The 20,273-nt window shown below is 44.1% G+C and carries 23 protein-coding genes; 13 read left to right on the plus strand and 10 right to left on the minus strand.

Annotation, left to right across the window (positions count from 1 at the left end; all coding sequences use genetic code 11):
• Window positions 1-68 precede the first annotated feature (68 nt).
• Window positions 69-884: a DUF817 domain-containing protein gene (locus tag ACJJIW_RS14815; RefSeq protein ID WP_444935566.1), complete on the plus strand. Its 816-nt coding sequence runs from the start codon at window positions 69-71 to the stop codon at window positions 882-884.
• 27 nt (window positions 885-911) lie between these two features.
• Here ACJJIW_RS14815 and ACJJIW_RS14820 read toward each other — a convergent pair whose 3' ends face one another.
• Complete coding sequence (locus ACJJIW_RS14820) at window positions 912-1,982, minus strand: alkene reductase (protein ID WP_444935567.1); 1,071 nt, start codon at window positions 1,980-1,982, stop codon at window positions 912-914.
• Between the two features lie 111 nt (window positions 1,983-2,093).
• Here ACJJIW_RS14820 and ACJJIW_RS14825 point away from each other — a divergent pair, with 111 nt between their 5' ends.
• The 3 genes from ACJJIW_RS14825 to ACJJIW_RS14835 all read left to right on the plus strand — a co-directional run bounded on the left by ACJJIW_RS14825 (window position 2,094) and on the right by ACJJIW_RS14835 (window position 3,971).
• Window positions 2,094-3,050 carry a LysR family transcriptional regulator gene (locus tag ACJJIW_RS14825; protein WP_444937369.1) on the plus strand — a complete coding sequence of 319 codons (957 nt, stop codon included), beginning with the start codon at window positions 2,094-2,096 and terminating at the stop codon, window positions 3,048-3,050.
• A 375-nt stretch (window positions 3,051-3,425) separates the two neighbouring features.
• Window positions 3,426-3,584, plus strand: coding sequence for a VOC family protein (locus ACJJIW_RS14830; RefSeq protein WP_444935568.1), 159 nt, complete (start codon window positions 3,426-3,428; stop codon window positions 3,582-3,584).
• Window positions 3,585-3,590: 6 nt separating this feature from the next.
• On the plus strand, window positions 3,591-3,971 hold the full coding sequence (locus ACJJIW_RS14835) for a RidA family protein (RefSeq protein WP_444894270.1): 381 nt from the start codon (window positions 3,591-3,593) through the stop codon (window positions 3,969-3,971).
• A 117-nt stretch (window positions 3,972-4,088) separates the two neighbouring features.
• Here the strand turns inward: ACJJIW_RS14835 and ACJJIW_RS14840 are convergent, their stop codons facing one another.
• Together ACJJIW_RS14840 and ACJJIW_RS14845 are read right to left on the minus strand one after the other, a co-directional pair.
• Entirely contained in the window at window positions 4,089-5,051 is a 963-nt protein-coding gene (locus ACJJIW_RS14840) for a right-handed parallel beta-helix repeat-containing protein (RefSeq protein ID WP_444935569.1), read from the minus strand.
• Between the two features lie 329 nt (window positions 5,052-5,380).
• Window positions 5,381-6,331 carry a right-handed parallel beta-helix repeat-containing protein gene (locus ACJJIW_RS14845; protein WP_444935570.1) on the minus strand — a complete coding sequence of 317 codons (951 nt, stop codon included), beginning with the start codon at window positions 6,329-6,331 and terminating at the stop codon, window positions 5,381-5,383.
• A gap of 909 nt (window positions 6,332-7,240) precedes the next feature.
• Here ACJJIW_RS14845 and ACJJIW_RS14850 point away from each other — a divergent pair.
• Window positions 7,241-9,457, plus strand: a complete 2,217-nt coding sequence (locus ACJJIW_RS14850; RefSeq protein WP_444935571.1) for a M3 family metallopeptidase — start codon at window positions 7,241-7,243, stop codon at window positions 9,455-9,457.
• Window positions 9,458-9,778: 321 nt separating this feature from the next.
• On the opposite strand, the gene ACJJIW_RS14855 is transcribed toward ACJJIW_RS14850, so the two are convergent.
• From ACJJIW_RS14855 to ACJJIW_RS14880, 6 genes are all read right to left on the minus strand, one after another.
• Complete coding sequence (locus tag ACJJIW_RS14855) at window positions 9,779-10,411, minus strand: GyrI-like domain-containing protein (RefSeq protein ID WP_444935572.1); 633 nt, start codon at window positions 10,409-10,411, stop codon at window positions 9,779-9,781.
• Window positions 10,412-10,643: 232 nt separating this feature from the next.
• Window positions 10,644-11,105, minus strand: a complete 462-nt coding sequence (locus ACJJIW_RS14860; RefSeq protein ID WP_444894265.1) for a GNAT family N-acetyltransferase — start codon at window positions 11,103-11,105, stop codon at window positions 10,644-10,646.
• Between the two features lie 137 nt (window positions 11,106-11,242).
• Complete coding sequence (locus tag ACJJIW_RS14865; protein WP_444935573.1) at window positions 11,243-12,967, minus strand: amidohydrolase; 1,725 nt, start codon at window positions 12,965-12,967, stop codon at window positions 11,243-11,245.
• 459 nt (window positions 12,968-13,426) lie between these two features.
• Window positions 13,427-13,828, minus strand: a complete 402-nt coding sequence (locus ACJJIW_RS14870; protein ID WP_282933338.1) for a hypothetical protein — start codon at window positions 13,826-13,828, stop codon at window positions 13,427-13,429.
• Window positions 13,829-14,597: 769 nt separating this feature from the next.
• Window positions 14,598-14,981, minus strand: coding sequence for a DUF805 domain-containing protein (locus ACJJIW_RS14875; RefSeq protein WP_444935574.1), 384 nt, complete (start codon window positions 14,979-14,981; stop codon window positions 14,598-14,600).
• A gap of 15 nt (window positions 14,982-14,996) precedes the next feature.
• Window positions 14,997-16,460 carry an MltF family protein gene (locus ACJJIW_RS14880; protein WP_444935575.1) on the minus strand — a complete coding sequence of 488 codons (1,464 nt, stop codon included), beginning with the start codon at window positions 16,458-16,460 and terminating at the stop codon, window positions 14,997-14,999.
• A gap of 147 nt (window positions 16,461-16,607) precedes the next feature.
• On the opposite strand from ACJJIW_RS14880, the gene ACJJIW_RS14885 reads away from it, so the two are divergent.
• From ACJJIW_RS14885 to ACJJIW_RS14915, 7 genes are all read left to right on the plus strand, one after another.
• The gene (locus tag ACJJIW_RS14885) at window positions 16,608-16,922 is read left to right on the plus strand and encodes a hypothetical protein (RefSeq protein WP_282933336.1); all 315 of its coding nucleotides are present in this window, start codon (window positions 16,608-16,610) and stop codon (window positions 16,920-16,922) included.
• Window positions 16,923-17,019: 97 nt separating this feature from the next.
• A complete protein-coding gene (locus ACJJIW_RS14890; RefSeq protein WP_282933335.1) occupies window positions 17,020-17,289 on the plus strand; it encodes a hypothetical protein in 270 nt (89 codons plus the stop codon).
• Window positions 17,290-17,354: 65 nt separating this feature from the next.
• A complete protein-coding gene (locus ACJJIW_RS14895; RefSeq protein ID WP_282933334.1) occupies window positions 17,355-17,579 on the plus strand; it encodes a hypothetical protein in 225 nt (74 codons plus the stop codon).
• Window positions 17,580-17,599: 20 nt separating this feature from the next.
• Window positions 17,600-17,797 (plus strand): hypothetical protein, encoded by a 198-nt coding sequence (locus ACJJIW_RS14900; RefSeq protein ID WP_282933333.1) that lies wholly within the window; start codon window positions 17,600-17,602, stop codon window positions 17,795-17,797.
• Window positions 17,798-17,802: 5 nt separating this feature from the next.
• Window positions 17,803-18,054, plus strand: coding sequence for a hypothetical protein (locus ACJJIW_RS14905; protein WP_444894262.1), 252 nt, complete (start codon window positions 17,803-17,805; stop codon window positions 18,052-18,054).
• Window positions 18,055-18,066: 12 nt separating this feature from the next.
• Window positions 18,067-18,303, plus strand: a complete 237-nt coding sequence (locus tag ACJJIW_RS14910; RefSeq protein WP_282933331.1) for a hypothetical protein — start codon at window positions 18,067-18,069, stop codon at window positions 18,301-18,303.
• Entirely contained in the window at window positions 18,296-18,592 is a 297-nt protein-coding gene (locus ACJJIW_RS14915; protein WP_282933330.1) for a hypothetical protein, read from the plus strand. Before ACJJIW_RS14910 ends, ACJJIW_RS14915 begins: the two co-directional genes overlap by 8 nt.
• 160 nt (window positions 18,593-18,752) lie before the next feature.
• Here the strand turns inward: ACJJIW_RS14915 and ACJJIW_RS14920 are convergent, their stop codons facing one another.
• The gene (locus ACJJIW_RS14920; RefSeq protein WP_444935576.1) at window positions 18,753-19,919 is read right to left on the minus strand and encodes a PQQ-dependent sugar dehydrogenase; all 1,167 of its coding nucleotides are present in this window, start codon (window positions 19,917-19,919) and stop codon (window positions 18,753-18,755) included.
• A gap of 122 nt (window positions 19,920-20,041) precedes the next feature.
• On the opposite strand from ACJJIW_RS14920, the gene ACJJIW_RS14925 reads away from it, so the two are divergent.
• A complete protein-coding gene (locus tag ACJJIW_RS14925) occupies window positions 20,042-20,248 on the plus strand; it encodes a DUF2905 domain-containing protein (RefSeq protein WP_282933328.1) in 207 nt (68 codons plus the stop codon).
• Window positions 20,249-20,273 lie beyond the last annotated feature (25 nt).

Genomic DNA, 20,273 nt, shown 5'->3' on the forward strand with positions numbered 1-20,273 from the left:
AATCGGTAGGCTTGAAGCCACAGAAATTTTCCACTTAGGTGTTGTTTGCAGTGTTATCAAGTGTGGATTTGAAACGATATATTCGTGAGTTCTGGTTGTTTGGCTTGAGGCAGGCTTATGCCTGTATTTTCGGTGGCTTCTTGCTGGGAATTATGATTGTCACCAACTATTGGTACCCACTGGAATCGATTCACCGGTATGACTTTATCTTTCTGGCTGCTATAGCCTTTCAGGTCTTTCTTCTAGCTACAAAACTGGAAACATTCAGGGAGTCAATAGTTATTGTCGTATTTCATGTCGTTGCGACCGTCATGGAGATATTTAAGACATCTGACGCTATTGGCTCATGGAGTTACCCGGAAGAGTATTTCTTTGGGATTGGTAATGTGCCACTGTTTACAGGGTTCATGTATAGCGCAGTGGGCAGTTACATTGCTCGAGTGTGGCGAATTTTTGAATTTGAATATTCTCACTATCCATCGAAATTGCTGACAGTTGTTCTGGTTGTGTTTATCTATGTCAACTTCTTTACACATCACTATATCTGGGATTTCCGCTGGGCGTTACTAGCGGGAACAGTGTTATTGTTTTATCGAACCAATATTTACTTTAAGGTCGTTGAAAAGCATCGCTCTATGCCGCTTCTTTTGGGGTGGTTGCTGGTAGCACTGTTTATTTGGTTTGCTGAAAACATTGCTACTTTTGCAAATATATGGATTTACCCTAATCAATCCCACGAATGGCAAATGGTATCCCTGGCGAAGCTCAGCTCATGGTACTTGTTAATGTTGCTAAGTTTTGTGTTGGTCTCATTGATAAGTAATATAAAGATCCGACCTGTGGCGGTAGCCAATCTGAGTGAGGAGGGTAGGTCGCCTGCTTAAGGCGACCTATCTGCAAATACGAAGAGGTCAGGACATCGTGGGATAATTGGTATAACCGTTTGCACCGCCTTGGTAGAAAGTGCTCGGGTCTGCTTCATTCAAGCTGGCCCCTGCTTTAAATCGCTCAAGTAGATCCGGGTTGGCCAGGAATGGAACACCAAAGGCCACTGCATCCACCTGTTGCTGACCAATGGCCTCATTGGCCTCATCTCGCCCGTAACCCATATTACCGATTAAGTTGCCCTTGTACTGGTCCCTGGCGGGGGTCAATACATCTCCAAGTTGCTCGCCTAGAAAGTCCGCTCGCATCAGGTGCCAGTAGGCCAGATTAAATTTATTGAGTTTGTTGGCGAGCCAGCGGGTATGTCCCACGGGATCGCTGTCTTTCATGCTATTAAATCCGTTTAGGGGGGATGTTCTTAATCCGACCTTGCCCGAGCCCCAAACCCCGATGACGGCATCCAGAACTTCGAAGAGTAGGCGTGCACGATTCTCCAATGTCCCACCGTATTCATCTGTTCTTAAGTTTGAGCCATCCCGCAGGAAAGTGTCCAAAAGGTAGCCGTTAGCACCGTGAACCTCAACTCCATCGAAGCCGGCGTCTCTTGCATTGACTGCCCCTTGCTTGAAAGCCGCAACAATTTCTGGGATCTCTTGGGTTTCAAGGGACCTTGGGGTGGTGTAAGGTTTTTTTCCATTCGGTGTGTGGACCACATCATCAATGGCTATTGGGCTTGCAGCTACTGCGGTTGTGTCATTGTTCAAATCAGGGTGACTAGCCGGTCCACCGTGCCACAGTTGTAAGAATATCTTGCCGCCTTTTGCGTGAACCGCGTCAGTGACCCTTCGCCAGCCTTCAACTTGCTCCTGGGAATAGATGCCGGGCTCATGGATGAAGGCTGAAGTACCTTCGGTAACCATTGTGGCTTCGGCAATAATCAGGCCGGCACCCGCCCTCTGTGCATAGTACTCAGCCATTAAAGGGGTAGGTACATGGTTTTCAGCTCTTGCGCGGGTCAGGGGGGCCATCACCGCACGGTTAGTTAGTTTTACATCACCTAATTGAATGCTTGAAAACAAGTCTTGTGTCGCAGTCATCTTGTTCACCTAAAATGTTGTCGCTAAATGCAGTTGTCTATCGATGGCGCACAGACTATGCTCTTGGGTAATTTGAAACAATAAGGCATTTGGAAATTGATTGTTCGCGATTTGGAAACTATAGACTTCCGAACTTTATCTATCTTTGTGACCACTTGCAGACTGATGAGTCTGACTAACTGCGCTGAAGAGCTGGGATTACCCAAATCTACGGTGAGTAAGGCCATATCGAAGTTGGAAGAACAGTTACAGGCCAAGCTGTTGGAGCGATCTACCAGGAAAATTGAGATTACTGATGCAGGTAAAGTCACTCTGCGTCGCGCTTCTCTACTGGTAGAGGAGTTCAAGTCCTTACGTGAAGATGTGCGGGAAATAGAGCAGCAGGTGCAGGGCCTTTTGCGTATTTCAGCACCTCCAGCCATGGGAAGTTATTTGGCCCAGTATATCCTTCCCCCATTTTTGCAGCAGTGGCCTAAAGCCCAGGTATCCCTGGAGCTCTCCAACGCTTTTGATGACCTTTTTATTCAGGGGATAGACCTGGCAATTCGTGTTGGGCAAATTGCAGATGACCGCTTGGTAGCAAAAGAGGTTGGGTATACGACCCAGGTATTGGTTGCAAGCCCACACTATTTAAGGGAGCACGGGATACCCGAATCACCAAAAGACCTTCGTCAGCACAATTGTATTACTGCTGGCGTGGCCCAGGAGTCTGCCATTTGGAGTTTGGTATCCGAAAGTTCAACAGAATCAGTCGAGGTGCGCAGTAATTTTCATTGTGATAACCCGGAAATGGCTAAAAGAGCTGCCGCAGGGGGAGTGGGTATCGCTCAAATTCCTGTCAATAGCATGATCTGTGAGTTGGAGAGACAGGAGTTGATTCGTATCTTTCCAGACTGGCATGCGATCTATATGCCTATCTATTTGGTCTATCGGACTGGAGTCAACAAGCCAAAGCGAGTCTCGGCTTTATTGGACTATTTATTGAGCATCAAGGAGCGTTTTGAGTTCGGCCCAGATCACCAGTTATGCCAATATAAGGAGTGTCCACTTGGAGCTGGGAAAAAATAGGGGTTGAACTGCGCTGCTTTAAAAGTTGCATCATCTCCGGCGCAGAAAGTCTTGTAGTTTCCTGAGTTGATTAAATGTAAATACTATTTAGGTGTTTGCTTTCGTTTGGTCTTCGAGACAGCACTTGGATTTTTACTGAGGAAAAATAAAGCATGATCTCTCACATCACACTTGGTGCTAATGATTTATACCGGGCAAGCCAGTTTTATTCGCAAGTTTTCGAGATTTTTTCCTGCTGAAGAGGTCTATCGTTCTGATTCAGTAATATTTTGGCAGTTTAAGGGCTCTCTGACAAAGCTGGCAATTACTGTGCCGTACGATAGGCAGGTCGCAAGCTTTGGTAGTGGCACTATGCTGGCCCTGGATATTGGAAGTATGAAAAACATTGATAAAATTTACTCCCTAGCCCTTAAGCTCGGGGGAGTGTCAGAAGATAATCCGGGTTATAGAGATTCAGGCTCTTTTTACGGTGCATATTTTAGGGGGTTGGATGGGAATAAAATTGCCATATTTACACGTAAGATTTCAGGGTAGATTGGAATGAGAAAGTTGGTGAGTTCTGGCTCATATCTTGAAGAACCCATAGGTTTTTCCAGGGCCTGCAGAATAGGAAATCAAATTGCCGTTTCTGGCACGGCACCTTTATTGGATGGAAAATCGGCCTATATTGGTGATGTTCGTGGTCAGACGAAGCTTTGTCTGGATATTGCCGTTACTGCGCTGAAGGAGGCTGGTGGAAACCTGCCTGACGTGATACGAACGCGTATAATGTTGGTTGATATTAGGTGCTGGGAGGAAGCCGCGAGAGCGCATGGAGAATTTTTCTCGGATATTCGACCTGCATGCACTTTTGTGGAGGTAAAAGGATTTATTGATCCCGACTGGCTGGTGGAGGTCGAGATGGATGCGATTGTCTTATAGACTTCTTGATCTGACTGACCGCACTACTTATTAGGTAATTTCAGTTTCCATGATGCCCTGATAGGGCTACTACTCTTAAATACTAAAAGCAATAACCCTTTCGTGTTTGTCAGCAATTCAATCAAGACAGTTTGGGTAGGTACTCCCGGCGATGTTCCCTGACCAAAGATTATTGTTAATGCTACAGTCTTCGGCTTCGAATAGATCAAAAAGGTCGAATATTCCATTGCCAGTTGTAGTGTTAAAAACTATGCTATTACCGATAACATCAATTCCGGCAACATAAATCCCGTAGGCACCATTGTTGCTGCTGGTATTTTGGCTAAGGCCATTGTTAGACGCTAAGCTCTGCAATAAAATTCCAGATGATCCATTACCAGTTACTGTATTATTTGAAACAGTGCATGAGCTACCCCCAATGACAATGCCTGTACTGTCATTATTCAAAATAGTGTTGGATACAAAAATATTGTAGTTTCCGTATAGCTCGACTCCATCACTATCCGAGCCGGTTATGGTGTTTTCTATTATCGTGTTGGAAACTCCAAATATCTCCATGCCTTCATCACCGGAGGACTCAATAGAATTTTGAGAAATATAATTATAATTTCCATTGATGTCGATGCCATCGTCTGAATCACTCCCGTCTCCCACTGTATAGTTGCCAATTACAGCATTGCTATTACTGCTCACGACAATGGCGTCATCTAGTGGGAAAAATATGTTGATACCGTATACGGTATGAAATCCTCCATCTGAAAGAACAATCGCATCGTTACAGCCATTTATTGTTCCTGTGGACAGTTCACCGGATGAACCCGTAAGAGCTATGCCATTTGACTGATCCAGCCCCGAGCAGGTCAGTGCGAATCCTGCCATATAAAGACTGCCACCGGGCCCCTGAATGGTTAGGGCTGCACTGTTGGGGTCGTCGATTGAGCAGGTTAGATCCTCTGTAAGTGTGGCTGGTTCTGTAATAATGTCGCCACATTCTATGGCACTAATATTTGATGACAATGAGATCCCTAAAAGTATTAGGGTTGCGTATAGAGTTTTTGGGTAATTAATGGGGTGCAACATGTTTAACTCCTTTTAACAGATTTAGCAATTGTAGATAGTTTCAGTTGGATGCGCTTGCGAGGGTAAATTTAGGTGTCTGTATCTTTTAACGTGATGAATGGAAAATGTATTTTCTAGGTGTATGGTGGTTTTTAATTAGGCGCTTTTGGAGTGGTAGGGTTGTGTATATTTGAGGGAGCTGGTTTTAATTCGGGGATGCAGTATGACAATAAAAAGCGATTCTCCTTTTTAATAGAGAATCGCTTTCAAGTTCAAAGCGTGGTTGACAGGGAAGTTAACTATCTAGCACTTTTTGAATTCTTTGCCTTTTATTTCATCCAGGGCTTAATTCAATCCAAGCAGGATGGGTCAGACGTGGTAAATGTATTGTTTTGCCAGGTATTACTGTCAGTACAGTCAGGGTCAAGTGGATCAAATAAGTCGTAGGTTTGGCCCTGTGATACGTTACCAGAAATAGTATTGTTGGTGGGCTCATCATCCAAGATGAATATCCCATTAGTGCCATTGTTAACGACATTATTATTGGAGATACTATTACTGTCGCCTTGATCTAGATTGATTCCCCCTTCCTCATTATCAGAAACATTATTTAGCGAGATAGTACCGTTGTCGCTATCAATTTCAATGCCACTACTGCCATTGTAAGCGGTAATGTTATTCGTCACATGCGCAAAGATGCCATCAATCTCTATGCCGTCATTATCAGAGTAGTAAACTTCGTTAGATGTCACCGTGTTGTAATCTCCTCCAACCTCAATACCTTCGTCACCGGCAAACTCAATGATATTGCTGTTGACGAGATTGTTATTCCCCTGAATATCAATACCTTCATCGGAGTCTGTGCCATCGCCAACAATATGCATATTGCTAACTACGTTGGAGTCACTTTCGACATAAACAGCATCATCACCAAAGTCCGTGATAGTGACACCAGTGACATAATGGTTGCCGTTTCCTCCAAGAGTCACGGCATCTCCGCAACTGATTACACTCCCCCCGGTAAGTCGGGCACCACTCCCGAGTAAAATAATACCAGTGCCAAATTCATTGGTAGAGCAAGTCAGGCTGTAATCGCCCATTGTTAAGCTACCAGATGGCCCTTCTATTGCTATGGCGACAGAAAATTCATCAGCAATAGTGCATGTTAAATCACTGTCGAGAGTAGTAGGTGTAGTTATTACATCACCGCAGCTAACAGTCTGAGCCTGTGAGCCTGTGGTAATACCCATTGCCAACACTGCTATAGCTGCGCTTAGAGGTAAACTGGATTTCTTCTGCATGAGTCTGTCCTTAACTTTTAATCAGTTGAACGAGTGATTTAATAGAGTAAAAAACCAGATTTCCGGGTTTGTTATTTGTGCTTGAAAAAGAGCACCTGCGTTTCGTTTAAATATTGCCCGATTTGTCTCGGTTAGATAAATATTGTTTTGAAGTTTCTATAGTATTTTTTAATGAGAATGATTATAAAAAATCGCATAAAATGCGTAAAAGTATTCCTGCGACTGCAAGTGTTATTGTAAAGTTCGCTGATGTATATGAAAAATTTTTTAATGCGGTATTTGGTTGTCGTTAAATAGCTTTTGCTAAGGGAAACTATTTTAAATAATTATGGGTTTCACATTGGAATGATATTTTTCGAAAGATAAAAGTTTCTGCTAATTATAAATAGAAATAGGATTTCTTAAGTTCATTTAAATCTGTCGGCCATGTTTGTGCTGGTTTTTAAATCGGGGTAGATCTAAATGCCAGCTACTGCATTGAGCAAAACCTGGTTTTCAATCTGAGCAATCATGTGCCCATGATGCTTATGTACTAATAGGTGCGAGATAACAATCTTTAAAAATACACAATGGAAAAGATGTGGCGCTTGTTACGATTCTCTGTTGAGGGGTTGTTTGGGCGAGACTTAAGGTGCATCTTGATGATAGGAAGAATTACCTATGACCCGGTAAAAGCTTTAGGTCGAAACTGTTATTGTGGCCGTATCAGGGTTGCAATCGAGAGGAAGCTGTATGGGGAGTTATTTCGCTCAGACTCTATAGTCAAATTTTTAGGAAGTTATCGCGTATTTCTTTCACTTTGCCGCAGTCATGGCTGAGAATGGCGGTAGTATTGGCGGGCATAGGCCAACTGGGGTTAAACTCCCGCTCTTAAAACTATTACAAAGCTCTATCTTAGAGGAGATACCAATGCGTCAAACAATGATCGCACTATCCGTGGCCGCAGCTCTTGCGGTAGTGGGCGGTTGTGGTGAAAAGGCACAAAAGGCTGAGGTGGTCAAAGATACCGTGAATGCGGAGAAGTCCATGGCTGTTAGTCCTGAGCACGCCAGCAATATGCTTTTGGCGGAGTGGACAGGCCCTTTTGGTGGTGTTCCTGCGTTTGACAAGATGAATCTTGAAGATCTCAAGCCCGCGATTGAAAAGGGAATAGAGATGAACCTGGCAGAGCTGGACGCCATTGCGGCAGACCCTGCTGAACCGACCTTTGCCAATACCTTTGTGCCGATGGAGCGCAGTGGAGCTGAGTTGGGCCGCGCATCTTCTTACTACGGAATTTGGGCTGGGAACATGTCTTCCCCTGAATTCCGCAATGTCCAACGCGAATTGGCACCTCTTTGGGCTGATTTTGAGTCCAAGATTTACCAAAACAAGGCTCTCTTTAAGCGTATCAAATCTATCTATGACCAGCGTGAGTCTATGGATTTGGACGCGGAGCAAAAACGTGTTGTTGAGCTGGTATATACCCAGTTCGCAACGAACGGCGCTACCCTGGAAGGGGAAAAGAAAGAGCGCTATGCAGAGATCAATAAGCGCCTGGCAGAGCTTTACACGAAGTTCTCCAATAACGTTCTCGCAGATGAGGAAGGCTACGATATCTTCCTGACCAAAGACCAGTTGGGCGGTCTCCCGGATTCCTTTGTTGCCGCAGCGGCTGCGCTGGCGGAAGAGAAGGGAGAAAAAGGTAAGTATGCTATTACCAATACTCGCTCTTCCATGGCCCCCTTCCTGACTTACTCAGACAATCGCGAGCTACGTAAGCAGGTTTGGACCAACTACTACAGCCGGGGTGACAACGGTGATGAGCACGATAACAACGCTATCATCGCTGAAATCCTGAAGCTACGCGATGAGCGCGTTGGCCTGCAAGGCTTCGACAATTACGCCCAGTGGCGCTTGCGTGACCGTATGGCCAAATCGCCAGAGCGTGCCATGGACTTAATGGAAGCGGTATGGCCAGCTGCAGTGGCTCGCGTAAAAGAAGAAGTGGCTGATATGCAGGCTGTGGCTGATGCCGAGAAAGCCAATATCACTATTGAGCCATGGGATTATCGCTACTACGCGGAAAAAGTTCGCAAGGCCAAATACGACCTGAACTCTGATGAAGTGAAGCAGTACCTGCAGCTCGATAACCTGCGTGAAGCTATGTTCTATGTAGCTGGCGAGCTATTCAACTTTGAGTTCACTCCAGTGAAGGAAGGCACGGTGCCGGTATTCCATGAAGACGTTAAGGTCTGGGAAGTTACCGACAAGACCAGTGGTGACCATATCGGCCTCTGGTACCTGGACCCATTTGCCCGTTCAGGTAAGCGCTCTGGGGCCTGGGCAACCATGTACCGCGACCACTCAACTTTTGATGGCAAGAAGAATGTTCTTTCTTCCAATAACTCCAACTTTATCAAGGGGGCTCCGGGTGAGCCTGTATTAGTAAGCTGGGATGACGCTGAGACCTTCTTCCATGAGTTTGGCCATGCGCTGCACTTCCTCGCCTCCAATGTAACCTACCCGACCCTGAACAGTGGTGTGCGTGACTACACCGAGTTCCAGTCCCAGTTGCTGGAGCGTTGGTTGTCTACCGATGCAGTTATCGATAACTATTTGGTGCACTATAAGACCGGTGAGCCAATTCCGGCAGACTTAGTGAAAAAGATCAAGAAAGCAGCCAAGTTCAACTCAGGATTTGCCACTACGGAGTACCTGGCATCTGCACTGGTGGATATGAAGTTCCACACCGCTGATCCTGAAGGTATTGATCCAGACAAATTTGAGCGTGAAACCCTGAAAAAGCTGGGTATGCCGGATGAACTGGTTATGCGTCACCGCTCCCCTCACTTTGGCCATATCTTCTCCGGTGAAGGCTACGCAGCTAGCTATTACGGTTACATGTGGGCTGACGTACTGACCTCGGATGCTTCTGAGGCATTCGCTGAGTCCAAAGGCGGCTTCTACGATAAGGACGTAGCGGCGAGACTGGTGAAATACTTATTCGCCCCTCGCAACGCCTTGGACCCGGCAGATGCCTATCGCTCTTTCCGTGGTCGCGATGCCAATATCGAAGCGTTAATGCGCGATCGAGGCTTCCCGATCCCTGAAAAGAAAGCGAGTACGGTAGCTGTTAAGGACTAATTAGCAATAGTCCCCGTGACGAAAGAGCCGTATCATTCGATGCGGCTTTTTTTTGATTTAACTTGGTCTATGAGTGTTTCAGCTGGTTTCTGATTTCATCCTCTGTGAAATTTTTTTGCTTGTTTAGCCGCAGCCGCTAATTAATTTAGCCGGCAACATAGTTATTTTGAATATATTCCCGATGTTTAGCTTTATTAATGACCTTCAGATTTGAAGGATTTCTTTATAAGAGTTAGTGCGTAGCTGGTACTAAAATAAGCTTTGGGATACTGGCAGGATCTGATGACAAAGGTTAGCTGTGGGGTGAAAATAAGCCATTGTTTAGCCAACCCGAAATCTCAACACTGTTTTCAATTTTTCCGGTACCACCTTCCTGGTATCAGAAAGATAAATTTCCTTGTGTACCTTGGATAGGCGATTTAAGCCCTGATCTTTAGTAAAGGCTTCCATTTTCTCAAAGCTAATTGGCTCATCTTCAAATCTCCCTAAATGGAGCATTTGTACACACTTTTCCTCTGAAATAGTTTCAAAGTTAACTTGATTCAGCAGTGGATTTGTTTTTTTGTTTTTAACGGAGTTAAGCATTTCCTTGAATAAAGGTAGCTTGACAAAATCAGGTTGACGTATTATCAGCTTATAGGCGAAATCCTGCTTCTTGATCTCCCCAGAATAACTCTCCTTAGCTTTATTATTGATATCCCAAACTCCCTCTAATGGGTAGACTGTGAAATCAAAGTATCCACTCGGCTTCTCATCCATTTTTTTGGGAAGCATTTTGATGGCATAAGCCAAGGAATATAGGGCGCCGATACGGCTCGTAAACGCCTCTTCGGCGGGGCTTCCTTCCCCATGAATAGTGATGTAATTGAGTTTTGGGACCTCAATAACTTCAGGTTGAGTTTTAGGGATGTAGAGAGATTTTTCTTTTTTTCGCCATTCATGCTTTGCTGACATAGTAGTTCCCTAGGTTTTGTTATATTATTTTACTGTTTTTATATACAGTATTCAAGATGGATGATTAATTGTTGATATTTGGTTGGTCAAGTTAGATTAGTCGAAAGGATTTTTGCCACTTAGAGTCGATTAGCTTTTCGGTGACTTTGAGCTTGGCGCGCTGAGTGATACTTGAGCGATGATTAAAAGGTGCGAGTCTGCCATTCTGGGTAGGGACTGAGTGTTGACAGTTTTATTGGCGCCTAGTTGTAATATCTAGTGAAAGTCGCAACATATCTTTGTGTTGAACCCCGTCTTCGACAATGGGCTGATCATAATTGTGTAAAAAATAATCTTTGTTGACAGATTCTACCCTGAATCCATGGCGCTGATAAAAAGTTAACTGATAGCCAAAAGTACCGGTTCCCAGCTCTACCCTGTGAATCCCTTTGGAGCTGAGCTCTGAAAGAGAGAACTTTAAAAGTTTTGAGCCAATCCCTTGCTGTCGCATTTCAGGGGACACTGAAATATTAAAAATCTCAGCGATTGCTGTGTCGATTTCTTTTACTACGCAAATACCTTCCACGGTACCTGCATCAATTGCTGCGAAGCACCATGACTCGGGTAAATAAGTGTCTATTTTCTTTTTAGAGGGGTCTGCTTCAAGCAAAAGATATAAGGGAGCATCACTTACGGGTATTTGGATGTATTTCATAGCGCGCTCGATACTGTTTCTACTAGTGACATTAGCCCTTGTGCGCTTTATTCATAAATTTATCTAGTATGCACAAAAAATAGTATAGAAATACTGTAATACAAGTCTATTCACGAAATAGTGAGGGTAGTTGGCGTTTATATGGGATACTGCCTTTCGGCAGTATCCATAGGCTTGAGATTCTGAGGAAATTGATGCTCAGTATCTGGCTGCAGGGGTTTACGGTAAACTTGTTCTCCCTCAATCCAGGTCTCTAGAATCTGTACTTTCCAGATCTCTTGAGGATCTATGGTAAAAATATCCTTGTCCAGCAAAATAAAATCGGCGAATTTTCCGGCTTCAAGGTTGCCGATGACTGTTTCCTGATGGCTGGCATAGGCTGCATCCAGTGTAAAAGCGCGCAGGGCTTGTTCCAGAGTCATGGTTTCTTCTACGCGCCATCCTTTACTGGGGTTACCCTGGCGATCGCGACGAGTAACGGCGGCGTGTAATCCAAAAAGGGGGTTCGCGGGTTCTACAGGGAAGTCGGAGCCTGCGGCTATAGGGGGGCCTTGTTCCAGTAGTGTCTGCCAGGCGTAGGCGCCGATCAGGCGTTCATTCCCCAGGCGGTCGCTGGCCATATTCTTATCGCTGGTAGCGTGAGTGGGTTGCATAGACGCAATCAGGTTAAGCCGGGCGAAGCGCGGAATATCTTCCACCTCAATAACCTGGGCGTGCTCCACTCGATGACGATGGCTAGCCTGGCTCTCTGCCTTGTTTAGGGTTTCCAAATGGTTCAGTACGATATGGTTAGCCCTGTCGCCGATCGCATGTACGTTAACCTGGAAGTTATTGTCGGTAGCTAGCTTGAGCAAAGTCAACATTTTGTCTTCCGGGTAGAGCAGCAGCCCCTTTTCCTGAGGGCGGTCGTGGTAGGGCTCCAGCAGGGCTGCGCCTCGGCTGCCAAGTGCACCATCGGCGGAAAGTTTGATGCTGCGCATATACAGGCGATCTGATGGCTCGCCAATATGTCCCGCCCGCAGTAATTGAGCATAGTTGTGGCTCTCTACTGAAAGCATAGGGTAAATACGTAAAGGAATGGCCTTCCTTTCGGCTAATTCCTGATAGGCGTGGAGGGTCTGCTCATTGATGCCAGCATCATGGACACTGGTCAACCCCAGAGAGAGAGCGGTGGAAAAAGCTTTTTGTAAGCTACTTTTTTGTTGGGCCAAAGTGGGTGCGGGTATCGCCTTATGCATCAGGCTCATGGCGTTATCGATCAATATGCCTATCGGTTTGCCGTCCTTATCCCGCAAAATCTCGCCTCCCTCTGGCGATTGGGTATCCTTGTCAATCCCTGCTAGCTCTAAAGCTTTGCTATTAGCCCAGCCTGCGTGTCCATCGACCCTGCGTAACCAGATTGGCTGGTCTATTTGCAATTCATCGAGATGCCTGCGGGTTGGAAAAGATTTGTCGGGCCAGGTAACCTGATTCCAGCCGCGGCCCGCCAGCCACTCATTGGGTCCCAGGTTTTTTGAGTACTGTTTAATTGCTGACAATGACTCCGCGAGAGAGTGATCTCGTAAATCTAATTCTCCAGTGAGCTGCCCAAGGCCCAACATATGTCCATGGGCATCAATTAAGCCAGGTAATAGTGTCTTGCCTTGGGCATCTATTTTTTTTGCACTGGGGTACTTATTATATAGCTCAGCTATTTCGCCGGTTTCTAATACCTTACCTTGCTCGAAGGCTATAGCGTTAAACTGGATAATATCGCTATCCGTAGTATGGTAGCCGGAAATGTTATGGATAAGTGTTGTAGCCGTAGAACTACTAGAGTTGACGGTAAGAAGTAGTGAAACCAGAATCTGGGCAATCCGCATAATGGGGTGTCCTGTTATTTTCCTACCTTCCATTCTATGGTGACTGAGCGACCAATGGGAAGAGGTGTTCAGGATGAATGTATTTGCAAGAATATCGAGCGAGAATAACTAGATTAAGCTGGGTAGAGGCAGGGAAGAAATAGTTGTGGTGGTTTGAGGTAGTTAAAAAATTGAATAACTTTGATTAGTTTGCCTTCCAAATTATTTCTATATGTATGTAATTTTATTTTCTTTTCATAATTAAGCTGGAGTTTCGTGTTTGTACTTGTCGGGTGTAAATATAAATTCCTGATCGAAACAAATATGAATTATTGGTTTTGAGGGAAAGTGACACAACTTTCTCCAGGCAAATAGTATGAGCTAGCTGCTTAGGAAGCGCCGCTAGATACTAAAGTGGCGCTCCTCTCTCGTGTTAAGCATGCATTAATACTTGTGACAATATTTTTATATAGTAATGCTTTAGTGAGTACTTGGAGGTTTCCCACTTGCTTTTATGTTTGCCACTTGTCTTATTCCCAGGCCAAATCTTTTGGCTACGGTTGACCTGGACTCCCCTCCTTGCAGTGCATGTAAAATCTCACGATTACGCTCTTGGATGTCGATCTGCCTTGAAGTTGGTAAGGTAAGATAAGTACCACCATAGGCGACGCTAAGGATCTGTAGTGACTTGATTGGCAATATGTCAATAAGTTTGCTTCTTGTTGGGTATTTGGGGATATAGACATCTTGCCCCCCAAATGTGGAAATAAGAATGAACATATCTGCATACCCAATCAGTTCGATAAGTTCTTGCATCAGATCTGGTAACTTCTTGTGATCAATCTCCGCATTGTGCAAGCGGTTATGGTTCTCTTGCTTCATACCGTCGTCCTTGTCAGATAAAGCTATTAACGAGGGTACGATTAACTATATCTTGTGGCGTAGAGTGAAACGTTTCCCTGTGTATTGAGATGCATACTTGTGAAGTTTGTAAATAAAAAGGAATTTTTTTCTATACACCTTTTGGCAGTATTAGTTTCTTAGGGTTGTACCGAAAAAGTACTGAAGCTGGCCGTTTTTATCGGTGTTAAAGTCATTATTGATGTATTAATTTTTCTAAGAAGATGTGTTAGTAAGTCCCTTTTTCTAAAGGAGGGGATGCGAGGATGTGTATTTCTAAGGCTGCTGGATTTTAAGTTTCAAGAAAGAGGTTTGTAAGTTAATAGTTTTCCGGATAACCCTTGGTAAGATTGGTGATTTATCCAGTTGCGCTAGAATCTAAAAAGGTGGGACGTAAGAGTATGGCTTGCCGTAGCTTTTTTCAAGTTGATAGCACTTTTTAGTTTGGTGATAATTATAGAGTTTTATGTCTCCGCTTTATAGATAGTTCTATTTTTGGTGTTTAACTTTTATTCTTATATTGCTGGTGTCCTCCTTGTAGTTTTTTCTGTAAAAAATTGTCGTGATTCCTTTGAAAGGGGGTGGTCGGAAGTTTTCTTGGGGGCTTGGTTGTAGTGTGTTTGTGTTTCTTAATGTGAAATATATATTGGCTAATTGGTTTCCTGTGTGGATTTCTACTTTTATGAGCTGCTCGATAGCTTAGATTATTTATATCGATTTGATAGTGGAAAATTCCTTGTGGTTTAGTGATCTATTTGTATTTTGGTGGGTTGATTTCGTCAGGAGCGAGAAGCAATTCTGCAAGAACCCATATTGCCCCAATTCCCGGAAGTGCGACTAGCAGCATGCGGCGTGGGAGTCCTGAGCGCTGAAGGCGTTTACTGCATACTGTAAACGTGGCCCAGGCTATAGATGTTTGAAGCGGAATAAAGATAGCTGCGAACACTATTTCAGCAGCCCTCCAACTGTAATTGCTATAGTTAAAACCACCGAACTCCAAAACGAGACCTAAGGTCAATTGTATATAGACCACTGGGAGTATAAAAAATAGCCAAAACTGCTTCCGGGTTACGTTCCCCTCAAAACTGAAGTAAAACTGTAAAAAACTTGGCCTTTTCATAGGGCTTCTTTCCATTTGGGGTTGTGAGCGTCAGTGTGTGACTAATAGCGATTGTTCGGCGTTTTGAGGTGATTTTTTGCTTGTATTTATACTTCTAAGTCGGGTTCTGTATTTCTTTTCTTGAGTGAATATCTTGCGAACATATAGACGGGTTTCTGCACCACGGCAATAGCCATATCGAACTATTGGATTATTGTAGAAGTCCGCTTTTTGGAGTAATAAGATATAGTCTTCAACACCTTTACTTCTATTGGTTGAGAACCATTGGTTAGGGTTTTCCCCTGCTTGTTTAGCTAGTCGCTGGGCATCTAGCACGTGTCCAGCGCCTGCATTATAAGATGCAAATGTAAAAGCCATTGCGTCTTGTACAGGTAAATGTCTCCATCGCTCGTACTGTTTTACGGTGTATTTAACTCCACCCTTAATATTTTGTGCTGGGTTAAAACTATCAATTACCCCCATCTCTTTAGCTGTTTCAGGCATTAATTGCATTAGTCCCTGTGCTCCAGCGCGAGATACTGCATCTGATTTGAAGTTTGATTCTGCTGAGCTTTGAGCGGCAAGCCACACCCAATCAAATGGTTCAGTTTCGAAACGTTTAAATAGCTTGTCCCATGGGCTTAAGGAACCTTTGGGAGGCACATATAAATCTCGTCCGCTTTCTTTTCGAAATCTTAATCGGGTGAGGTGAGATTTAATTATGGACTGAGCTTCATCGCCTTCTAGCCAATTGTTTAAGGAGTTAAGTAGTGAGCTATCGCTATTCTTATCTAATGCAAACGCAATACGCCGATTTACTCCAAATACAAATGATGTATCCAAATTTTGATTGTATCCATTACTTCCATTGACGATATGTTCATCGGCGATTGTAAAATCTATCTCTCCTGTGCTTACAGCGTCTATTAATTCAAGTACTGATATCTTTGAGGATGCGGGAGTTATGGTTATTGCTAAACTATTGTCAGGATTAGTAGGGAATCGTAAAGGAATATTTTTTGACTTTGCAAATGTCGTAATTTCCTCCAGGTAAGCGCTGTCGGTATGTATGGTTAATACTTTTCCTCTGAGTTCTTCAAAGTTAATTAGTGCAGGTTTTGTTCTTTGTACAATTACTTCCCGTGTTTCAAAAAGTGTGCTACTAAATACCAGGTTTTTTTCTCTACTGCTAGTATGAGTCAGATCTGATGCTGCTATATCTACCTTTCCATTCCTAACCATAGTCAGGACTTCATTTATTGAGGCCGCCTTTTGAAAATCTATTTTCAGGCCTAAAACGTTTGCGTAAGCTTGTAATAGGTCACACTCTAATCCAGCAGGTTGGTCTTGGTGAAGGTAACACCCCACGCCATTCATGCGCGTAGCTACGGTCAGAATGCCTGACTCTTGGATGACATCCAAACGTTTTTTAGATGGAATACTGATAGATATAGAAACGCTAATCAAGATTAACATAGTAGGTAATAACATCCACAATCTATTTGTATGGATCATGGTTTATTCCTCAGTTATTGATGACTGAGAATATTTGTCAATATCACTCTTTATATAAATCGGGAACTATTTCCTAATTAACTGAATCTTCGATGACGAATAGTCTGTGATTGCTGCAAACATACAAGTCTTTAAAAAGGAAATGACATGGCTGATGAAAGTGATAATAAGTTGGAAGGGATTGATCCGGCGCCTTACCGTGATCGGCTAGATCCAAAAGTTTCTGATCAAACTACTGGAAGTACTGCGCAAAGCTTAAATCTTGATGGCTTACGTGATTTATCTGCACTATCTAAGTTGCAAGTTCGTGAGTTTACTCATACGAGTTCTACTCAAATGCAAGCCACATCTAATGCTATGACACAAATGGCTGCGGCGGGTGCTACGGCAGTAAATTCTGTATTAGGAGGTAGCGTTAAAAGTAAAGAGCGTAAGTCTTCTTCCCTGTCAACTGATTACTAACAGGGAAAAGCTTCCTGATTATCAGTAAATACTGATTCAAATACAGTGCTAGAGCCCAATAACTGGGCTTGTAATTAACTTTGATAGGAAAAAAATTATGTCTGATGAAACTAAAACAGAGGATGGCATTCAGCCTTCACCTTACCGTGATCGTGTAGATCCAAAAGTATCTGACCAGACGACTAGTTCTTCGTCACAAAGTCTGAACTTGGATGGCTTACGTGATTTATCTGCCCTTTCCAAGCTACAGGTTCGAGAGTTTACCCATACGGGTGCTACTCAGATGCAAGCCACCTCCAATGCAATGACACAAATGGCGGCGGCTGGTGCAAAAGCAGTTAACTATATTATGGATGGTGGTAAATAAGGCTGGCAAGCCTTAAAGGGGGGGCAGTGAATCCATCACTGTCCCTTTTATGCAAGGAGCATGCTATGAGCGATACATTTCGAGACCGGCTGTCAGGGAAAGTAGTGGACCAGATGGCGACCTCTGCGGCGTTGAGTCTTCATCTGGATAGTTTGAGAGATTTGTCGGCGTTGTCAAAATTGCAAGTTCGAGAGTTTACTCATACTGGTGCGACACAAATGCAGGCTACAGCAAATTCTATATTGCAGATGTCTGCGGTAAGTGTACGTACAGTAAATCAACTTATTTAATTGATTATGAGGGTTAATCTATGGCGAAGTCGGAAGATACATTAACTATTCGTGAGCTTTCCGGAGAAAAGGGAAGGCTTATTGATGTCATGTCAAGTGCTTACCTCCAGCGTTCTATCAATAGTGCGGTAGAGACTACTTTACAAGATCAAGTGAATGCACGAAATCAGCGAATGCTATTGATGACAAAGCAACTGAATAAAATTGTCGATCTTTAAGATCAATGGATGATGAAGGGGGGGCTGCAAAAGAAGGGAAGAAAATGTCTTCCTCTTTTTTGGTTCAATCAGCGGCTGATCATTTACGGGATACCGCTCTGCAAACCTCCACTATTGCCGGCAAAGCTTTTCAAAAATGGTTGATGCAGCCACTAAACTTGTTCTTTCTGCTGATTATTATTGTTGCTCATATTCAATTGATTGTGGCAGTAGTTCAGAGTTTTTTGATGTTGTTGTTATCAAAGCTTATGGGATAGAGGATTCTATGTATGTCTGATAATGAGCCTGATTTTAACAGTTACTTGCCGGAAGATTTTGAGGAGCAACTTGATAGGCTCATTACGAGCCAGGGCACAGATACCGATCTGGGGCAAGAGTTGCAGCAGTCAATTATGGATATATGCCGTGAAGTTAATGATGCCTTGACTAAATCGTTCTCGGATATATCAAAAACAGGTTTTGAATTGGAAGTCAAAGACAAGCAGCAAGGAGATAGCAATGAGTGAGAAAGTTGAAGATGCCACCCAGCCGGATGTCAGTAATATTTCAAAGCAGATTGTAAGGAATACTGTAGAACTACAGGGGATTCATTTTCTTCAGGGGAAATTTGACTCATTGCGAGATGAACGGCTGAGTAATATGATGCTGAAAAATAATATTATGATGAAATGGTTGCAGAATCCATCAGATACTCATTATAAGGAAATAATTACTAGTATCGGGATCAATTCTTTAAGGGATGATGTGAAGGATTCATACAGGTATGCATTAGATATGGTGAGTCAAAAGAAATGAAGTTTTACCAATTGTCCTCAAATATGATTTTTGCCTAATCCTTCAATTATCTTTTATATTCGCAGGTTGAGGTTAAGGGAGTAAAACGTGCATAGAGAACTTGCCTCAAGGGGCGAATTTTTAATTTCGTCCCAAGTGACTATGGATATTTAAATTTAGATTATTGTTTTACTGGGTCTATACGTATTAAATGGCCCTTGGGTCCATCCGTGAGTATATAAAGACCGCCATCATGGTCTATTTCGACATCGCGTACACGGTCCCCAATAGGTATCCTTAGCTCGTCAATAGCGGCATCATCTTTTATCTGAATGACCCGTAAATCTTCACTAACTAATCCGGCGGAAATCAGTCTTCCTCTCCATTCGGGGAAGGTATTGCCGGTATAGAATGCCAGTCCTCCAGGGGCGTGGGTATCGAGCCAGGCCAGTGCGGGCGAGGTAAATTCTGCATCCTCGATTTTGAAGGCTATATTGGAGCCATCCCGGTAGTCCCGACCAAAAGTGACCCTTGGCCAGCCATAGTTACTACCAGCTTTGAGGCGGTTCAATTCATCGCCTCCAGCGGGGCCGTGTTCGGAGGACCAGATCTCTCCACTTTGTTGATCGATCACCAATCCTTGGGGGTTGCGGTGGCCAAAGCTCCAGATTTGCGGCAGGGCATCTGCTTGGTTTTTGAAAGGGTTGTCGTCGGGAATGGATCCGTCCCCATTTATACGAATAATAGAGCCGAAGTGGGTTTGTAGGTTTTGGGCCTGTTCCCTGGCAAAAATATCGAGGAATTCTTGCGGGGGATTACCGCCATCGCCAATGGTAGCCAGCAACGTTTTATCAGGTAGGAACGCGAGCCGGGAACCGAAGTGTGCGCCGTTATTTTTACCCTGCGCGGACTTGAATATCTCTTCAAAGTTTTCCAACTTGCCGTTATTCCATTTAGCCCGACCAATGGCAAGTCGGTTGTTGTCCATATTGCCAATGGCATAACTGAAGTAGAGCATCTGGTCTTGAGGGAAGGTGGGGCTCACAGCGATATCCAGTAGGCCCCCTTGGCCAAGAAACAAGATTTCTACTGGAAACCCGATAGGGCCCGCCAATAATTTTCCATCTTTTACAATTCTGAGTTGTCCGCTGCGCTGGGTGATAAGAAAACTTCCATCGGGCAGGCTGGTTATACCCCAAGGGTATTCAAGTGGGCCGGCGATTGAAGTAAGGGTAACCTCTTCGGCGAGCGGGATAGTGCCCCGGGAAATCAAAGGATTACCCTGGCTATTGGCAGCAGTGCTAAAAAAGATGCAGATTGTGACAACTACACTAAGGAGGTATTTCACCACATGGCCTCTATCGATTTGTCTCGGGATTGAGCATAGATAGAGTAGTCACTGGGGAATGTCCAGGCAGTGCGCCAGGGTAACTGTCAGGGCGTTAAATCACTCTGTAGGGAGGCGAATAGATGTCCCGCTGGTTGATTATCGCAGGAATAATTTTAGTGCTGGTTGGGGTGCTATTGCACTTTTCCCCTGGGTTATTCAGCTGGTTTGGGCGCTTGCCGGGAGATATTCGCGTGGAGTCGGGGCGCACCCGTTTTTACTTTCCAATTGTGTCGATGATTATCGTTAGTTTGGTATTGAGTTTACTGGTGAATTTATTTCGACGTTAATAAAAAACCGCCAGGGCAACTATCT

The organism is Microbulbifer maximicatervae (SeqCode) (genome assembly GCF_052467815.1).

Excerpts from the sequence above, each read along its gene's own strand:
- ACJJIW_RS14870 (WP_282933338.1), bottom strand. The coding sequence starts at position 13,828 with ATGAAGCAAGAGAACCATAACCGCTTGCACAATGCGGAGATTGATCAC.
- ACJJIW_RS14855 (WP_444935572.1), bottom strand. The coding sequence starts at position 10,411 with ATGTCAGCAAAGCATGAATGGCGAAAAAAAGAAAAATCTCTCTACATC.
- ACJJIW_RS14850 (WP_444935571.1), top strand. The coding sequence starts at position 7,241 with ATGCGTCAAACAATGATCGCACTATCCGTGGCCGCAGCTCTTGCGGTA.
- ACJJIW_RS14875 (WP_444935574.1), bottom strand. The coding sequence starts at position 14,981 with ATGGAAAGAAGCCCTATGAAAAGGCCAAGTTTTTTACAGTTTTACTTC.
- ACJJIW_RS14915 (WP_282933330.1), top strand. The coding sequence starts at position 18,296 with ATGAGTGAGAAAGTTGAAGATGCCACCCAGCCGGATGTCAGTAATATT.
- ACJJIW_RS14905 (WP_444894262.1), top strand. The coding sequence starts at position 17,803 with ATGGATGATGAAGGGGGGGCTGCAAAAGAAGGGAAGAAAATGTCTTCC.
- ACJJIW_RS14820 (WP_444935567.1), bottom strand. The coding sequence starts at position 1,982 with ATGACTGCGACACAAGACTTGTTTTCAAGCATTCAATTAGGTGATGTA.
- ACJJIW_RS14900 (WP_282933333.1), top strand. The coding sequence starts at position 17,600 with ATGGCGAAGTCGGAAGATACATTAACTATTCGTGAGCTTTCCGGAGAA.
- ACJJIW_RS14880 (WP_444935575.1), bottom strand. The coding sequence starts at position 16,460 with ATGATCCATACAAATAGATTGTGGATGTTATTACCTACTATGTTAATC.
- ACJJIW_RS14835 (WP_444894270.1), top strand. The coding sequence starts at position 3,591 with ATGAGAAAGTTGGTGAGTTCTGGCTCATATCTTGAAGAACCCATAGGT.
- ACJJIW_RS14890 (WP_282933335.1), top strand. The coding sequence starts at position 17,020 with ATGTCTGATGAAACTAAAACAGAGGATGGCATTCAGCCTTCACCTTAC.
- ACJJIW_RS14845 (WP_444935570.1), bottom strand. The coding sequence starts at position 6,331 with ATGCAGAAGAAATCCAGTTTACCTCTAAGCGCAGCTATAGCAGTGTTG.
- ACJJIW_RS14860 (WP_444894265.1), bottom strand. The coding sequence starts at position 11,105 with ATGAAATACATCCAAATACCCGTAAGTGATGCTCCCTTATATCTTTTG.
- ACJJIW_RS14895 (WP_282933334.1), top strand. The coding sequence starts at position 17,355 with ATGAGCGATACATTTCGAGACCGGCTGTCAGGGAAAGTAGTGGACCAG.
- ACJJIW_RS14910 (WP_282933331.1), top strand. The coding sequence starts at position 18,067 with ATGTCTGATAATGAGCCTGATTTTAACAGTTACTTGCCGGAAGATTTT.
- ACJJIW_RS14885 (WP_282933336.1), top strand. The coding sequence starts at position 16,608 with ATGGCTGATGAAAGTGATAATAAGTTGGAAGGGATTGATCCGGCGCCT.
- ACJJIW_RS14925 (WP_282933328.1), top strand. The coding sequence starts at position 20,042 with ATGTCCCGCTGGTTGATTATCGCAGGAATAATTTTAGTGCTGGTTGGG.
- ACJJIW_RS14840 (WP_444935569.1), bottom strand. The coding sequence starts at position 5,051 with ATGTTGCACCCCATTAATTACCCAAAAACTCTATACGCAACCCTAATA.
- ACJJIW_RS14865 (WP_444935573.1), bottom strand. The coding sequence starts at position 12,967 with ATGCGGATTGCCCAGATTCTGGTTTCACTACTTCTTACCGTCAACTCT.
- ACJJIW_RS14830 (WP_444935568.1), top strand. The coding sequence starts at position 3,426 with ATGAAAAACATTGATAAAATTTACTCCCTAGCCCTTAAGCTCGGGGGA.